Annotated in this window: 12 protein-coding genes; 4 read left to right on the forward strand and 8 right to left on the reverse strand. The window is 64.1% G+C overall.

The window, feature by feature from the left end:
- Window positions 1-133: 133 nt before the first annotated feature.
- The gene (locus AC4BCN_RS15305) at window positions 134-1,462 is read left to right on the forward strand and encodes a nucleotide sugar dehydrogenase (protein WP_490493605.1); all 1,329 of its coding nucleotides are present in this window, start codon (window positions 134-136) and stop codon (window positions 1,460-1,462) included.
- Window positions 1,462-2,697, forward strand: a complete 1,236-nt coding sequence (locus AC4BCN_RS15310) for an SDR family oxidoreductase (protein WP_490491120.1) — start codon at window positions 1,462-1,464, stop codon at window positions 2,695-2,697. The genes AC4BCN_RS15305 and AC4BCN_RS15310 overlap by 1 nt, the downstream gene beginning before the upstream one ends.
- 100 nt (window positions 2,698-2,797) lie before the next feature.
- Here AC4BCN_RS15310 and AC4BCN_RS15315 read toward each other — a convergent pair whose 3' ends face one another.
- From AC4BCN_RS15315 to AC4BCN_RS15325, 3 genes are read right to left on the reverse strand one after another with little or no spacing between them, the layout of a single operon-like run.
- Complete coding sequence (locus tag AC4BCN_RS15315; protein ID WP_490491121.1) at window positions 2,798-4,288, reverse strand: SpoVR family protein; 1,491 nt, start codon at window positions 4,286-4,288, stop codon at window positions 2,798-2,800.
- Window positions 4,285-5,502, reverse strand: a complete 1,218-nt coding sequence (locus AC4BCN_RS15320) for a DUF444 family protein (RefSeq protein WP_490491122.1) — start codon at window positions 5,500-5,502, stop codon at window positions 4,285-4,287. Before AC4BCN_RS15320 ends, AC4BCN_RS15315 begins: the two co-directional genes overlap by 4 nt.
- 2 nt (window positions 5,503-5,504) lie before the next feature.
- Complete coding sequence (locus AC4BCN_RS15325; RefSeq protein WP_490491123.1) at window positions 5,505-7,460, reverse strand: serine protein kinase; 1,956 nt, start codon at window positions 7,458-7,460, stop codon at window positions 5,505-5,507.
- A gap of 256 nt (window positions 7,461-7,716) precedes the next feature.
- Here AC4BCN_RS15325 and AC4BCN_RS15330 point away from each other — a divergent pair, with 256 nt between their 5' ends.
- Both AC4BCN_RS15330 and AC4BCN_RS15335 read left to right on the forward strand, forming a co-directional pair.
- A complete protein-coding gene (locus AC4BCN_RS15330) occupies window positions 7,717-8,898 on the forward strand; it encodes a chymotrypsin family serine protease (protein ID WP_252867223.1) in 1,182 nt (393 codons plus the stop codon).
- Window positions 8,899-9,065: 167 nt separating this feature from the next.
- On the forward strand, window positions 9,066-9,398 hold the full coding sequence (locus AC4BCN_RS15335; RefSeq protein ID WP_139088933.1) for a hypothetical protein: 333 nt from the start codon (window positions 9,066-9,068) through the stop codon (window positions 9,396-9,398).
- Window positions 9,399-9,487: 89 nt separating this feature from the next.
- Here AC4BCN_RS15335 and AC4BCN_RS15340 read toward each other — a convergent pair whose 3' ends face one another.
- The 5 genes from AC4BCN_RS15340 to AC4BCN_RS15360 all read right to left on the reverse strand — a co-directional run bounded on the left by AC4BCN_RS15340 (window position 9,488) and on the right by AC4BCN_RS15360 (window position 15,054).
- A complete protein-coding gene (locus AC4BCN_RS15340; protein ID WP_128141539.1) occupies window positions 9,488-10,924 on the reverse strand; it encodes a catalase in 1,437 nt (478 codons plus the stop codon).
- 282 nt (window positions 10,925-11,206) lie between these two features.
- Window positions 11,207-11,899 carry a tetratricopeptide repeat protein gene (locus AC4BCN_RS15345; RefSeq protein ID WP_490491124.1) on the reverse strand — a complete coding sequence of 231 codons (693 nt, stop codon included), beginning with the start codon at window positions 11,897-11,899 and terminating at the stop codon, window positions 11,207-11,209.
- A 55-nt stretch (window positions 11,900-11,954) separates the two neighbouring features.
- Entirely contained in the window at window positions 11,955-14,051 is a 2,097-nt protein-coding gene (locus tag AC4BCN_RS15350) for a bifunctional 2',3'-cyclic-nucleotide 2'-phosphodiesterase/3'-nucleotidase (RefSeq protein ID WP_490491125.1), read from the reverse strand.
- Between the two features lie 89 nt (window positions 14,052-14,140).
- A complete protein-coding gene (locus tag AC4BCN_RS15355; RefSeq protein WP_490491126.1) occupies window positions 14,141-14,590 on the reverse strand; it encodes a TlpA family protein disulfide reductase in 450 nt (149 codons plus the stop codon).
- Window positions 14,587-15,054 (reverse strand): DUF3299 domain-containing protein, encoded by a 468-nt coding sequence (locus AC4BCN_RS15360; protein ID WP_139088938.1) that lies wholly within the window; start codon window positions 15,052-15,054, stop codon window positions 14,587-14,589. Before AC4BCN_RS15360 ends, AC4BCN_RS15355 begins: the two co-directional genes overlap by 4 nt.
- Between the last annotated feature and the right edge of the window lie 8 nt (window positions 15,055-15,062).

Genomic DNA, 15,062 nt, shown 5'->3' on the forward strand with positions numbered 1-15,062 from the left:
AGCGGCTGATTGTCCGCGTGCATGCCGGCCGCCGGCCCGTGTTTCTTGTTCCCGCTCAAGAATGACCCGATTGGCAACCGTAGAATTTCCCGGACGGCGATGCTCGTGCCGCAACCATTCGGAGCACATGCATATGGATAGCAAGGTGGAGAGCAATGTGAATAGCAAGGCGATTGGCAAGGGCGGCGTGGTGGCCGTGGTGGGGCTCGGCTATGTGGGCTTGCAGCTGGCCGTGGCGTTTGGCATGCGCCAGCGCACGATCGGCTTTGACTTGTCGGCACGCAAGGTGGAAAGCTACCGCAGCCATGTCGATCCGACCGGTGAAGTGAGCACGGAACAGCTGCGCGCGGCGCAATGGCTGAGCGTCGGCTGCGATCCGGCCGAGCTGGAACTGGCCGATTTCATCGTCGTGGCCGTGCCCACGCCCGTCGACAGCGCGCACAATCCCGATTTCTCGGCCCTGGCCGGCGCCAGCGCGGCCGTCGGACGGCACATGCGGCGCGGCGCCATCGTCATCTACGAGTCCACCGTGTACCCGGGCGCGACCGAGGAAATCTGCATCCCCATCCTCGAACAGCATTCGGGCCTGCGCTGGAAGGAAGACTTTCATGTGGGTTTTTCGCCCGAACGCATCAATCCCGGCGACAAGGACCACACCCTGCACAGCATCCGCAAGGTGGTCTCGGGCGACGACGACGCCACGTTGGACAAGGTGGCCGCCCTGTATGAAGGCGTGGTCGAGGCGGGCGTGCACCGGGCGTCGAGCATCAAGGTGGCCGAGGCGGCCAAGGTGATCGAAAACACGCAGCGCGACCTGAACATCGCGCTGATGAACGAGCTGGCAATCATCTTCGACCGCATCGGCATCGACACCCTGGAAGTGCTGCAGGCGGCGGGCACGAAATGGAATTTCCTGCCGTTCCGGCCCGGCCTGGTGGGCGGCCACTGCATCGGCGTCGACCCATACTATTTGACGCACAAGGCGGAAATGCTCGGCTACCACCCGCACGTGATCCTGGCCGGGCGCCGCATCAACGACGGCATGGCCAAGTTCGTGGCGGAAAAAACCATCAAGGAAATGGTGCGTGCCGGCTTCAAATTGAAAGGCTCGCACGTGAACGTGCTGGGCCTGACCTTCAAGGAAAATTGCCCGGACCTGCGCAACTCGAAAGTGGTCGACATGATCCACGAACTGCAATCGTACGGCGTGCAGGTGCACGTGCACGACCCCGTCGCCGATGGCCGCGAAGCGCTGGAAGAATACGGTTTATTGCTGGAAAGCTGGGAACAGCTGCCGCAGGCCGAGGCCATCATCAGCGCCGTCTCGCACCAGGCCTTGCTGGCCCGTCCGCTGGCCGACTTCCAGGCCAAGGTGCTGGAAAACGGCTGTTTCATCGATATCAAATCGCATTTCGACCCCCGCCCGCTGGAAGACGGCGGCCTGCACGTGTGGCGGCTGTGATGGCGGCCGACACCTTTGATCGGGCCGCAAACGCGGCGCGAAACGCCACCGCTGGCGATCCGGCTGCCGGCGCCTATGCGCAAGCCTGCGCACAGCTGGCCAAGGAACCTCGGCGCTGGCTGGTGACGGGCGTGGCCGGCTTCATCGGTTCGCACCTGCTGGAAACCCTGCTGAAGCTGGGACAGGAAGTGCGCGGCCTCGACAATTTCATGACAGGCCACCGGCATAACCTGGAACAGGTGCGCGCCAGCGTGGGCGAGCAGGCGTGGCGCCGCTTCACCTTCATCGAAGGCGATATCCGCGATCCGCAAACGTGCGCGCGTGCGTGTGGCGCGCCCGCACCGCAGCAGGCCGCCAGCGCCGGCGAGGGCGATGCGGCCGATGGTGCAGCGACGAGCGACAGCGACAGCGGCAGCAACGGCAGCTTGGGCGAGCGCGGCCGTGCCGGTGCGGGCGGCCCCGTCGCCGCGGTCGATTTTGTGCTGCACCAGGCGGCGCTCGGTTCCGTCTCGCGTTCGCTGGAAGACCCGCTGCTGTGCCACGCCGTCAATGTCAGCGGCTTCCTGAACATGCTGGCTGCGGCCCGCAACGCGGGCGTGCGGCGCTTCGTATATGCGGCCTCGAGCGCCACGTATGGCGACCATCCGGCCTTGCCGAAAGTGGAACAGCACATCGGCGCGCCGCTGTCGCCATATGCCTTGAGCAAATATGTCAACGAACTGTATGCGCAAGTGTACGCGCGCTGCTACGCCATGCAGACGGTGGGGCTGCGCTATTTCAATGTCTTCGGTCCGCGCCAGGACCCGCTGGGCGCCTACGCGGCCGTCATTCCCCGCTGGATCGCCGCCATGCTGGACAAGCAGGCCGTGCACATCCATGGCGACGGCGCCACCAGCCGCGACTTCTGCTTCGTGCACAACGCCGTGCAAGCCAATATCCTCGCCGCCACGCGCGCCGACCCGGCAGCCGTCAACCAGGTCTACAACGTGGCCGTCAACGCCCGCACCAGCCTGACGCAGCTGCACGCCACCATGCAGCAGATGCTGCTGGCCGCCCGCCCGCAGCACGTGCCGCTGGCGCCGCACTATGGCGAATTTCGCGCCGGCGACGTGCGCCATTCGCAGGCGGACATCGCCAAGGCGGGACGCCTGCTCGGTTATGTCCCCACGCACAACCTGGCGCAAGGCTTGCGGCAGACCATCGCCTGGTATGTGGAGCAGGCTGAACGGGCTTGAATGGCAAGCTTGCCACGCGCGAGGCATATGCTGGCCAGGTACACCCCGATATCCGCCCGACCGCCCGATCGCCTGCCGTTCAGTGTTCAGCGTTCAGCGTTCAGTGTTGCGCAGGCGGCGCTGCCGGCATGGTTGACGCAGGCGACGCGGGCGGTTCCGGTACGCCATCGATCTTGCTGCGCAGAACCCGGGGCGTGCCGCGGAAATCGGCCGTATGCAGGGTGACGGGACGGCGCCAGACGCGGGCGATGTAGGCCAGCACCTGTTCCGCCCGCTCCAAGTCGAGGCCGCGCCCGTCGCGCTGGTGATCGTGGCGCAGTACCAGGCTGCCGTCGTCGTTGAGCAGGGTGGCGGCGATGCATGGCGCGCCATAGTTGTATTTGGGCGCCAGGATGGCTTCGCGGATGGCCAGCAAGTCGCGGCTGGCCAGGCGCGCTTCGCCGTCGCGGTGGCTTTCATGCACGAACAGGCCCAGGCGGTCAGCCAGTTCCCCATCCAGATAGTTGCGAATGAAGCTGCAGTCGTCATCGTCGCGGCAAATCTGGCGCGCCTGCGCCAGTCCTTGGTGCTCGATGATGTGTTCCCACATGCAAAAACCCAGGTGATAGGGGTTGACGGCCAGCGCCTGCTGGTGCTCGCCCGCGTAAGGGCGGACCACATCCGAGTGCGACTTGATGGCGGACAGGTACAGGGCCGGCGGCAGGAAGTCGGCTTCGCGCAGCAGCCGCGCATGCCAGTATGAGGCCCAGCCTTCGTTCATGATCTGGCAGGCGTACACGGGATAAAAGTAAAACGACTCTTCGCGCACGGCCAGGAAAATGTCGCGTTCCCAGTCGGCCAGTTCCGGCCCATATTGCGCAATGAACCACAGCAAATCGTATTCAGGCTGCGGCGGCACGAGGGGGCGCTGTGCCAGCCGTGCCCGCGCCGCCTCGTGCGCCGCCAGCGCTGCCGCTTCACCGGGCAAGCGCTGGTAACGCCGCGTAAAAGGATCCGCAAAAGGATCGTTTGCGCCAGCCCCGTCTTGCGTGCCGGCCACACCGGCGGGACCGGATGGCGCGGCATAGGGCGGGCGGTGCAGTTCGGCGTGGATGTCCACATGTTGCTCCAGCGCCAGTGCCGCGTCGAGCACGGCTTCCACCTGCTCCTGTCCATGCCGCTGCAGCGCCATTTCGAGACGCTGCGCCCGCGCCGCGCTTTGTTCCAGGATGTGCTGGCCCGCCATGGCGCCGAAACGCAGAAACAGGGCATTGCGGCTGGCGAAGTCGGCGTGGCCCAGCACGTGGGCCGTGACGAGGGTGTTTTCCGCCACGGAATTGTGCTCGGCCATGTATGCATGGCAAGGGTCGCCGGGAAACATGACTTCGAACATATGCGAGTTGCCCATCTTTTGATGCACGAGCTGGTGGATGTAGCGCACGCCGAACGACCAGTGGCGCATGCGCACGGGCAAGCCATAGATGGCGATCTCGGCCATGAAGCTGTCCGGTACCAGCTCGAACTCGACGGGCGCAAACTCCAGTCCCATTTCCCGCGCCAGCGCTTCGATGCGCGCCGCGTAGCCGTCCAGGTTGGCTGTATCAGGCGTCATGCCGCGTCCTCCGTATCGGCCGCCTCGTGCTGGAAAAAGGTGCGGATGGCCGCCCAGATATCGTCATTCCTGCTGAGGATGCTGCTGTGCAAGGGCAAGCCGCGCCGTTCCTGCTCGGCAAACAAGCTGTGCATTTCCGTTTCCAGGCTGCGCGGCATGCCGGGCACGGTTTCCACATAGCCCATATAGTTGAGCAAGGCGGCCAGTTCGCCCAGGGCCAGGCTGGTCGCCCCCCGGTCTTCGCTGAAATTCTCGCCATCGGATGCATAGAACAGATAGGCGTTGTAGCGGCCCGGCGCATAGTGTTCCTGCAGCAGCTCGCGGCTCAGACGAAAGGCGGTGGAAGCCATGGTACCGCCCATGCCATTGACTTGGAAGAACTCGGCCTCGGAAAATTCCCAGGCCCGCGTCGTATGGGCGATGAAGCGCGTTTCCACGCGCGCATACCTGCGGCGCAAGCCCTGCAAGGCAAAGAAAAAGAAGGATTTGGCCAGCTTGCGCTCGGTCTGCGCCATGCTGGCCGACACGTCGAGCACGAAAAACACGACGGCATTCGTGCTGGGCCGGGGCAGTGGCTGCACCTGGCGGTAGCGCAAGTCGTCATTGGTGAAAGGCACGGGTTGCGCTTGCAGGGCGCGCCGCTTGATCGCTTCCTTGACGGTGCGCCGCCGGTCCAGCCGCGAACGGGCGCCATGTCGGTCCAGGCCGCTACGCACGAGCCGTACGTCGTCGATAGCGCCCAGGTGGCGCGGTTTCAGGTGCGGCAGCTCGAAAGCGTCCCATAGCCAGTCGAGTATGTCGTCAATGGCAAACTCGAGCAGCAGGCGCACGGCTCCCTCGCCATCGCCGCCTTCGCCTTGCGTTCCGGCCTCGCCCGTGGTGGCGGGACGGGCCGCGCGCAGGATATCGCCGGGCTGGCCGCCACCCTGGCCCGCGCCCACGCTGTTGCGCGCTGGCGCCAGGCGGAAACGCGCATGTTCGAGCAGGTGCATGGGTACTTGCACCATGCGCTGCTGCGGGCCGCCGATCAGGTCAGGCGTGGCGATCAGCTCGGGCAAGTACGCCTGCACGGCGTCGCGCACTTTCTGGTTGTGGCGCAGCCAGTCGCGCGCGCCGCGCGAGAACAGCCCGTACCAGGGTTGGGCCAGGGCCGGCGCGGACGATCCCACTGGGTTATTGTGCTTGCCGCTGCCTGGCGAGGTCGTGGCGGCCATGGTTATTCCTGCGCCAGCAAGGTGGTCACGTAATTGAGCGCTTCGCGTGCGCTATGGGCGTCATAACCATATTCGTCGACCAGGCGCTGTTCGACGGCGGAGATCCTGGCCCGCACGTCGTCATCGGGCCGCTTGGCCGAGCCCACCAGGCGCAGCACGTCGCGCCGCTGTTCGAACAGATATTGCTGGACGGCGTCGTGCAATTGCGCATGGCTGCCCAGGCCAAACGCTTCGCCCCGCTTGAAGGCGCTCATGGCCTTGCGTACCACTTCTTGGCGGAACGATTGCTTGCCCGAGTCGCTGATGTGGATTTTCTCTTCCACGGCGCGCAGGAAGCGCTCGTCGGGACGGCGTTCTTCGCTGGTGATGGGGTCGCGGATCTGGCGATTGTCGAGCATGGCTTCGACTTCATCGAGATATTTGTTCAGCAAGTCTTGCGCTTCCTGCTCGAACGACACGAACAGGGCCTTGTGCACGTCGGCCTTGACCCAGCGGTTATAAAAATCCTTGCGCGTGAGCACCAGGTAATCGACCCACTTGCGCTTGCGCCGCGGTTCGATGCGCGCATCGCTTTCGATGCCATCTTTCAGGGCCAGCAGCACGTCCATGGTGGACAGGCTGTTGCGCTGGGCGGAAATGATGGCGTGCGACAGGGCATTGATGACGAAACGGGGCGACACGCCCGACAGGCCTTCGTCGGGCGCCTTGTCGCGCTCGCGCACGCGGCGGATATCGGCATGCTGCAAGTCGTCGACGTCTTCGTCGGCATACACGCGCAGTTTCTTGACCAGCTCGGCCTCCTTGTCTTCGCCCTCGGGCAAGCGGCTGAGGATGGCAAACACGGCCGCCGCATGCAGCACGTGCGGATCGAGGTGCACATCGCGGAAGGCGGGCGCGGCCGCCTGGATCAGCTTGCGGTAAATGCGCGCTTCTTCGCGGTAATTGAGCGTGTACGGCACTTGCACGATGACCATGCGGTCGAGCAAGGCCTCGTTTTCGCTTTCTTGCAGGAATTTGCGAAATTCGGCCAGGTTCGTGTGCGCGAGGATGGTCTCGTCGAGGTAAATCAGGGGAAAGCGCGACACCTTGACATTCTTTTCCTGCGTCAGGGTTAGTAGTAAATAGAGGAATTCCCGCTTGACCTTGAGGATCTCGATCATTTCCAGCATGCCGCGGCTGGCCGCATACACGGCGCCGGACCACGACCAGGCGCGCGGATCGCCTTCGTCGCCGTACTGCGCCACTTTCGACAGGTCGACGGAACCGACGAGGTCGGCCAAGTCGGCCGTGGTGGGATCGTGCGGCGCATACGTGCCGATGCCGCAGCGGCCCGCCTCGGACAGGTGGATGCGCTCGACGGGCATGCGCAGGAAATCGCCCGCGTACTGTTCTTCCAGGCGTGCGCGGCAATGGGGACACAGTTCGCCGTGCAGCTCGGCACCATAGCTGGCGCGAAAGTCGGCGCGCATGCTGTGCGGCACCAGATGCAGCGGCGATTCGTGCACGGGGCAGCCGGCGATGCCGTACAGCGCGCCTTCGCTGCTGTGGCTGTATTCTTCCAGCCCCCGCTTGAGCAGGATCACCATGGTCGACTTGCCGCCCGACGGCGGGCCCAGCAACAGCAGCATGCGCCGGCCCACTTCCGAGCCGGCGGCGGCCGCCTTGAAATAGGCGGCGACCCGGTCGATCGCCTCGTCGATGCCGAACAGCTCGTCGTCGAACAGGCGGCAGCGGAAACGTCCGGCATCGTCCGTCTGGCCGTTCCAGCGCATCATGTCCCACAGGTACTGGTGCGCGCTGCGTGTCAACAGGGCCGCGCGGCCGGGCAGGATCTGCTCGATGAAGTCGGCAAAACTGCCGCGCCAGGGACTGATGCGGTGTTTTTCCGCCCAGGCCGCCATGCCGTGCATAAAACCGGCATGTTGGTCCGCAGGCGCGTCGTCGGATTGGCGTGTCATACCAGGGCTCGTCATTGTTCCCCCATCCATACCGTTGCTGCCGTGGAGCAGGCCCAATTCCAGCCTGCCAGCCAAGTATACGGCGCCGCCTCTGCCCGCACGCCTGATCTCGCTCAACCTTGACGAGGGAACTATTTTTATCCTTGCTGCCCCCGTTGGGCCAAGGCAGCCGCGTGTCAGCGCGATTCAATCCAGATCAATACCGGCCTGCGCAGCCAGCCCACACTGGTGTTTCGGAACGACCCACGAGGAGAGCATGATGATCGGCAACGAGAATGGTTTCAGCGCCCCGCCTGGCGGCAGCGGCAGGGGACAAAGCGCGGACGATGAAGAGGCCGTCGGCCAATTTGCCGTCCCCGGCGAAGACGACAATACGATCGAGAGCGCGTCCGTCTCGGACATGCCCGACGCCTTGAGCGGCGTCAGCATGGAATTGCTGGAAATCAAGCGCAGCATCGAAGACGGCATGCGCCAGTCCATCTCCCAGGCGGCCGGCGTGCGCGCGGCCGATGCCTTCAGCGACGGCGGCAATATCCAGGGCGTGTCCATCGGCCTGGGCGAGGGCGCCAGCGACAGCTCGTCCGGCGAGCCGGGCTTGCCGGCCCTGACCCTGTACGTGGCCGAACCCACTTCCGTCGACCGCGCCAAGGCCGCCATCGTGGGCGCCATGGGCGTGCGCGCCGTGTCCAGCGACAGGGTGCCCGTCAATATCGTCGTCACGGGCGTGATCGACGCTCAGCCGCACCGTTTCCGCTTGCGCCCGGCGCCGGGCGGCGTGTCGGTCGGGCATTTCCGCATCACGGCCGGCACCATCGGCTGCCTGGCCGTCGGGCGCAGCGCGCCGCGCAACAGCCGCTTGATGATTCTTAGCAATAATCACGTGCTGGCCAATTCCAACGGCGGCGTGTTCAACGACTGCATCGTGCAGCCTGGCCCCATCGACGGCGGCCGCTGCCCGCAAGACCAGGTGGCCGTGCTCGAACGTTTCGTGCCCATCAATTTCAGCGGCGGCGTCAATTTCGTCGATTGCGCCACCGGCTGGGCCTGGCCAGACAGGGTGCGTCCCGAACTGGTCTATCTGAGCGGCGGCGTGCCTGCGTACTTCCGCATCAGCAATGCGCTGGTGGCGCCCGCGCTGGGCATGATGGTCGGCAAGTCGGGCCGCACGACGCAATTGACGCAAGGCCGCATCACGGGCCTGGGCGCCACCATCAACGTCAATTACGGCGGAGGCAGGATCGCGCTGTTCCAGGACCAGATCGCCATCACGGGCGTGAGCGGGGCGTTCAGCGCGGGCGGCGATTCCGGCTCGTCCATCTGGACCTGGAACCAGCAGCGCAATCCCGTCGGCCTGCTGTTTGCTGGCGGCAATAACATCACCTTTGCCAACCAGATGCGGCGGGTGGTGGTGGCGCTCGACATCAATTTGTACACTTGAACGCTCGAGGGGACGGCGCGGCGCTGGTGTTGCGCCGCCTCGTCCTTGTATAAGGCTGTTTTTTGCACGATGATGATGGTATGAGCGGCAGCCGCCATGTGCCCGGCGAACGGCGCTGCGGCGCCCGATGGCCGGGTGTATCATGGAAGGCATCAGGAGGGTGTGCCATGTCAAACAGTAAATTCGCACAATCGCCGTATGGCGTCTTCGAGGACGCCGCCATGCCGTATTTGCCGGATGAGACGCCTGGACAGGGCATGGGGCAATATGCTCCTGCCGCGCCCCAGGGCCGGCTGGAAGCGGCAAAGCGGCGCAACGAGCGGGCGCTGATGGCCATCGACGGCGTGGAAGGCGTCAGCGTGGGGCAGACAGCCGTGGGCAAGGATGCGCTCGTCGTGTATCTGCGCGACTCGTCCGTCAAGCGGCGCGTGCCGTCGCAGGTCGAGGGTTATCCGGTGGAAACGAGCATCACGGGCCAGATCGATATCCAGCGCTGGTAGACAGCAAGTGGGCCTCGGCACCTTGCCGTGGCGGATCGCTGCGGCGGAAGGCCTGTTGCCAGGTCTTCCATGCAGTCTTTCAGCTTGCCTTACTTGCTCAGGCGGCCGATCGCTTCGGCCACGCCCGCGCCATAGGCGGGGTCGCACAGGGTGCAGTTGCCGATGTGGCGTTGTTTGACTTGCTCCGACGCGCCCGAGATGGCGCGCGCCGTGTTGTCGAACAAGGCTTGCTGCTGCGCCGCGGTCATCAGGCGGAACAGGGCGCGCGGCTGCGAATAGTAATCCTCGTCAACGCGGTGGTTCCAATGGTCGGCCGCGCCTTCGATGCTCAATGGCGGCTCGCGGAAGTCGGGCTGCTCGGCCCATTCCTGCTCGCTGTTCGGTTCATAGCCCAGGGTGCCGCCCATGTTGCCGTCGACGCGCATCTGGCCGTCGCGATGGTAGCTGTGGAACGGGCATTTAGGCGCGTTGACAGGGATATGGCTGTGATTGACGCCAAGGCGGTAGCGTTGCGCGTCGCCATACGAGAACAAGCGGCCTTGCAGCATCTTGTCCGGCGAAAAGCTGATGCCAGGCACCACGTTGGCCGGGTTGAAGGCCGCCTGTTCCACTTCCGCAAAGTGGTTGTCGGCATTGCGGTTCAGTTCCAGCACGCCCACTTCGATCAGCGGATAGTCGCCATGCGGCCATACTTTCGACAGGTCGAACGGATTGAGGTGATACGTGCCTGCCTCTTTTTCCGGCATGATCTGCACGTACAGGGTCCAGCGGGGGAAATCCTTGTTTTCGATGCTTTCGTACAGGTCGCGGTGCGAGCTTTCGCGGTCCTTGCCGACCAGTTCTTCCGCTTCCGCATCCGTCAGGTTTTGAATCCCTTGTTGGGTTTTCAAGGTGAACTTGACCCAGAAACGCTCGTTTTGCGCATTCAGGAAGCTGAAAGTATGGCTGCCGAAGCCGTGCATGTGGCGGAAGCTGCGCGGCAAGCCACGGTCGCTCATCACGACCGTGACCTGATGCAGAGCTTCGGGCAGCGAAGTCCAGAAGTCCCAGTTGCTGTTGGCGCTGCGCAAGCCAGTGCGTGGGTCACGCTTGATGGCGTGATTCAGATCGGGAAATTTCAAGGGGTCGCGCATGAAGAAGACGGGCGTGTTGTTGCCGACCAGGTCCCAGTTGCCTTCTTCCGTGTAGAACTTCAGGGCGAATCCGCGGATATCGCGTTCCGCGTCCGCCGCGCCCCGTTCGCCGGCCACCGTGGAAAAGCGCGCGAACATCGGCGTTTTCTTGCCCACTTCGCCAAAGATTTTTGCCCGCGTGTAGCGCGTGATGTCGTGCGTGACGGTAAACGTGCCGTACGCGCCGGAACCCTTGGCATGCATGCGGCGCTCGGGGATGACTTCGCGGTCGAAGTGGGCCAGCTTTTCCAGGAACCACACATCTTGCAGCAGGGCGGGGCCGCGCGGACCGGCCGTCTGGATGTTCTGGTTGTCGACGACAGGCGCGCCAAAGGCGGTGGTCAGCTTTTTCATTGGACTCTTTCTTTCATGGCTAGGCAGAGCAATGGACGCACCGGCGCTACTCAAACACTGGCTGGGTTGAATGAACACTCACCGGGGCTGGTCCAGAGTAAAATTTCTAAAATGCAAACCAGTGTAAACTTTTTTATGCGGGATGGCTTGCCGCGCCGCCCGAGCAAGCTCAGGCGGGGTCCTTGCATCATAAGCGCTGAATAGCCGCCGCTCCCGCACGCTTGCAAGTTGCAAGTATATAAAGGCAGGTTACGATCACGCCACTGGCCTTTTGCCCAGTTTTTAAAACTTGTTCCAGTTGTTATGCCGGTGCTCCGTCGCTTCCTTCATCAGGTGGCCGGCGCGCAGCGCGTCGTCCGCCTGCACCGTCATGGCCAGTTCCTGGATGGCGGGCGGATATTCGTGGTGGGCCGCTTCTTCCAGCAGCGCATGGCCCTTGGCCAGGTCGCGCGGTACGCCGCGGCCTTCGCGGTAGGCGTTGTACAGCAAAAACATGGCGTGCGGATTGCCCAGCTCGCTTGACCTGGCCAGCCAGTGGGCGGCTTCACGAGGATCTTTGGGCACGCCTTCGCCATTCGCCGCCAGCAAGCCCAGCATCAGGGCCGCCTTCGCATGGCCTTGCTGGGCCGCTTGCCGGTACCACAGCCACGCCTGGCCGGGGGTAGCCGCGCGCAGCATCTGGCCCAGCTCGAAGGCCGCTTCCGTGTCGCCCGCGCGGGCCGCCTGTTCGAACAGGCTCAAGGCATCGGCGCGGCGCTCGGGCCGGGCCTGGTAAATCAGCGCCAGTTCGCGCTCGGCGACGGGCATGTCCTTGCTGGCCCAGCTGCGTACACGGCGTTCGGCCTGGTGGTCGCCCGCCTGGCGCGCATGCATGGCGACGGCTTCGATTTCGGCCGCCGTGGGCGGTGGCGACGACTGGCAGGCGGCCAAGAACGTGGCCAGCACGACGGCGGGCAGGGAGAGTGCGTGTTTCATCTGGATCAGCTTTCATCAAGACAGGCCGGAACCACCGCAGTCCCGGCCATGGACCTTATTTGCTCAGGTCGATACGGTACTTGGCGAAACCGCTGGCGTCGAGTCCGCCTTCGGCCGCCACGTTGGTGATGCCGCTGCCTTGCGCCAGCGCCAGATGGCCCGGCGCCGAGCGCAGGATCACGGGACCTGCCGTGGCCGTCTTGACGAAGCTCCAGCTACGCGCGCTGCCATTCGCCGCCAGGGTCACCTTGCCGCCCTTGGTGCTCAGCGACGCCAGGTAGTTGCTGACCACGGCCTGGTTCGCATCGGGCGACTTGATGATGGTCTTGCTGCCGTCGATGCCGGGCACGGCGCCGCCGCCACCGGCGCGGTAGTCGTTGGTGGCAACGATGAAGTCATCGCCGTCGGCCACGGGCGCACCCTTGTACGTGAGGTTGACGATGCGGCTGCCCGGCTTTTTCGTCACGTCGATCTGGTACGTCAGCGCATTGTTTTCCGCGTAGAACACGTCATAGTTATAGATCGTGCCATACGTCGGCACCAGGTCCTGCTCGGCCGTGGTGCTTGGGTCGATCTGGGCAAATTGCTTGGCCGACGTTTCCAGCCAGGCCTTCAAGTCCGATCCCTTGATTTTGACGGCTTGCAGATTGTTATTGCTATACAAATACAAGTCGCCCGGATTGCGCACCTGCAAGCCGACCGGTGCGGCCGGCGTCGCGCCCGCGGCCACGTCCGTGAAGTCGGACGGTCCGTTGCGGCCCGCCTTGAACGGCGCGCTGCACGAGATGACGGGAATATTCTTGTAGCTGGCCAAGGTGGCATCCGTGCTGGTGGCGATGAAGTTCTTCACGTAGTCGAGCTGCGCCTGGTTCACCAGCTGGATGGCGCTCACGTCGCCCACCAGCGCGAAGTAGGCGGACATCTCGAAATCCGTGCTGATACCCAGCGGCTGCTTGGCGTAGGCGATGGTGGCCGCGTGCTCGGTGGCCACGAGCGGCGCGATGGCCGGGTCGGCTTTCACGAGAGTCGTGCCATCCGTGTACTTGAAGCCGCGCGATTCCACCGTCGTCTTGGCGGGCTGCACTACCCACTTGCCGCTTTGATACACCATCGTCAGCTTGATGATGCCCAGGCGGCGGCCCCAGCTTTGCGCCATGACGGTCGGTACGCCGTTCACAAAGCCGTTGACGGCGTCGATCTTGGCGCTGGCCGGGAAGGCGGCAAACGAGGCGTCCAGCGCGGCCGCGCCCACTTCCTTGCCTTTCGGGAAGATCAGGTGCGAATGGCCAATCATCAGCGCATCGATGCCCGTGGTGGTCAAATGATAGCTGCCGTTTTCCATCTTCGGGCTGTAGGCGCTCGTGTCCAGGCCGCCATGCGACAGTGCCACGACGAGGTCGGCGCCCTTGCTGCGCAATTCCGGCACGTACTGTTTCGCCGCTTCCTGCACGCCCGTCACGCTGACCTTGCCAGCGAGCACTTTCTGATCCCATTCGAGGATTTGCGGCGGTACAAAGCTCAGTACGCCCACATTGATTTTCACGCTCAGCTTGCTGCCATCGGGCGCCGTGGCGGTGAAATCGCGCGGCAGCACTGTGTAGGGTTGGAAGATGGGCTTGCCGCTGGCCACGCCGACGACATTGCTCAGCACGGAAGGGAAGGCGGGCGCACCGCACGTGCCCGTCGGCTTGGCCACGCCGGGAATGCCGAAATCCGTGTTGGTGATCTGGCTCAGGTATGGCAAACCATAGTTGAACTCGTGGTTGCCCATGCCGCCCGCGTCGTATTTCAGCGCGTTCATGGCCTTGTGCACGGCCAGCGTGCCGGAGCAGGGCACGGGTGCGGCCACGGCCTGCAGGTCGGCCAGCAAGGTGCCCTGGATGACGTCGCCATCGTCGAGCAGCACATTGTTCGGATTTTCCGCGCGCGCCGCCTGGATCAGGGTCGACGTCCGTTCCAGGCCCAGGCTCGTGTCTTCGGCCAGCGCATAGTAGTTATAGCTCAACACGTTCGAGTGGATATCGGTGGTTTCCAGCAATGCCACGGTGACCGTCGTGCCTTCGGGAATGGCCGGCGCCGTGTTTGAACTGCCGTTGCAAGCAACGAGACCCGCACTTGCCAGCGCCGCCAGCATGACCCTATTTGTTTTCATTACCGCCCTCGCAGAGATTCAAAGGACGCGACTGTAACGCCACCATGTGACGCGGCGATGACAGTCGTGCAAGGCGCATGGATACAGGCTTACGCGCAGGCGGCCACGGCCTTGGCCAGCCAGGCCGCATCGACGGGCCCCAGGCGCCGCGTGCAGATCCGATGTTGAGAAGTTAGAATGACTGTGTACGGCAAGCCCTTGATTTTATTGCCAAAGATGGGCAGCAAGGCGGGTGAAGCCAGGGCTTGGGGATAGCTGGCCCGGTGCTGCCGCAGGAACACTTGCGCGGCCGCCCGCGTGTCGATGGCGATGCCGATGAAGGGAAGTTTCGGCTGCTTGGCGGCGTGGGCATGCAATATCGGCAGCTCCCGGATGCACGGCAGGCAGTTGCTGGCCCAGAAGTTCAGCACCACTGGCTGGTTCTGGAACTGGCCGAGCTCCAGCCGGCCTTCGCCATCGAGCCGGCTCAAGTCGAAGGATAGCGGCGCGGCAGCCGCATGGCCGGCAAGCAACAGCAATAGCGCCGGCCAGCGCGTCATTGCGGCACCACGGCCGCGTCCGTCATGCGGTAATACAAGCCCATGGGATCGCTGGCCAGCACTTTCAGCTTGCCCTGCACGATGAACGGCGCATAGCTGAATTTCACGGGCGTCCTGCTCTTGATCTCCACCACGCCTTCCGGACCGGCTGGCAGGCAGAAGGGACAACTGGCCGAGGTGACGGTCAGCAGGAAGTGTTTCTGCTTTTGCCCCGGTTCCAAGGGCATCATGAAGCCTTGCACTTTCACGTCCGTATTGTCGAGCGCACTGATTTCCGAGGTGTATTTCGGCACCATGCGGCCTTTTTTCGCCTTGACCGTGGTGGCCTTGCCCAGCAGTTTCCACGACACGACGCCGGGCAAGTCCGTCAAGGGCGCGAAGAACGACGGCGGTTCGTCGGCGGGGGCCGCACAGGCACTGCCGGCCAACAGCAGTCCAACGCTCAATAGCATGATTTTCAGCATGTTTTTCC

The organism is Janthinobacterium sp. Bl 1 (genome assembly GCF_058215535.1).

Coding starts and splice junctions, on each gene's coding strand:
- AC4BCN_RS15305 (WP_490493605.1), top strand. CDS start 134: ATGGATAGCAAGGTGGAGAGCAATGTGAATAGCAAGGCGATTGGCAAG.
- AC4BCN_RS15310 (WP_490491120.1), top strand. CDS start 1,462: ATGGCGGCCGACACCTTTGATCGGGCCGCAAACGCGGCGCGAAACGCC.
- AC4BCN_RS15315 (WP_490491121.1), bottom strand. CDS start 4,288: ATGACGCCTGATACAGCCAACCTGGACGGCTACGCGGCGCGCATCGAA.
- AC4BCN_RS15320 (WP_490491122.1), bottom strand. CDS start 5,502: ATGGCCGCCACGACCTCGCCAGGCAGCGGCAAGCACAATAACCCAGTG.
- AC4BCN_RS15325 (WP_490491123.1), bottom strand. CDS start 7,460: ATGACACGCCAATCCGACGACGCGCCTGCGGACCAACATGCCGGTTTT.
- AC4BCN_RS15330 (WP_252867223.1), top strand. CDS start 7,717: ATGATGATCGGCAACGAGAATGGTTTCAGCGCCCCGCCTGGCGGCAGC.
- AC4BCN_RS15335 (WP_139088933.1), top strand. CDS start 9,066: ATGTCAAACAGTAAATTCGCACAATCGCCGTATGGCGTCTTCGAGGAC.
- AC4BCN_RS15340 (WP_128141539.1), bottom strand. CDS start 10,924: ATGAAAAAGCTGACCACCGCCTTTGGCGCGCCTGTCGTCGACAACCAG.
- AC4BCN_RS15345 (WP_490491124.1), bottom strand. CDS start 11,899: ATGAAACACGCACTCTCCCTGCCCGCCGTCGTGCTGGCCACGTTCTTG.
- AC4BCN_RS15350 (WP_490491125.1), bottom strand. CDS start 14,051: ATGAAAACAAATAGGGTCATGCTGGCGGCGCTGGCAAGTGCGGGTCTC.
- AC4BCN_RS15355 (WP_490491126.1), bottom strand. CDS start 14,590: ATGACGCGCTGGCCGGCGCTATTGCTGTTGCTTGCCGGCCATGCGGCT.
- AC4BCN_RS15360 (WP_139088938.1), bottom strand. CDS start 15,054: ATGCTGAAAATCATGCTATTGAGCGTTGGACTGCTGTTGGCCGGCAGT.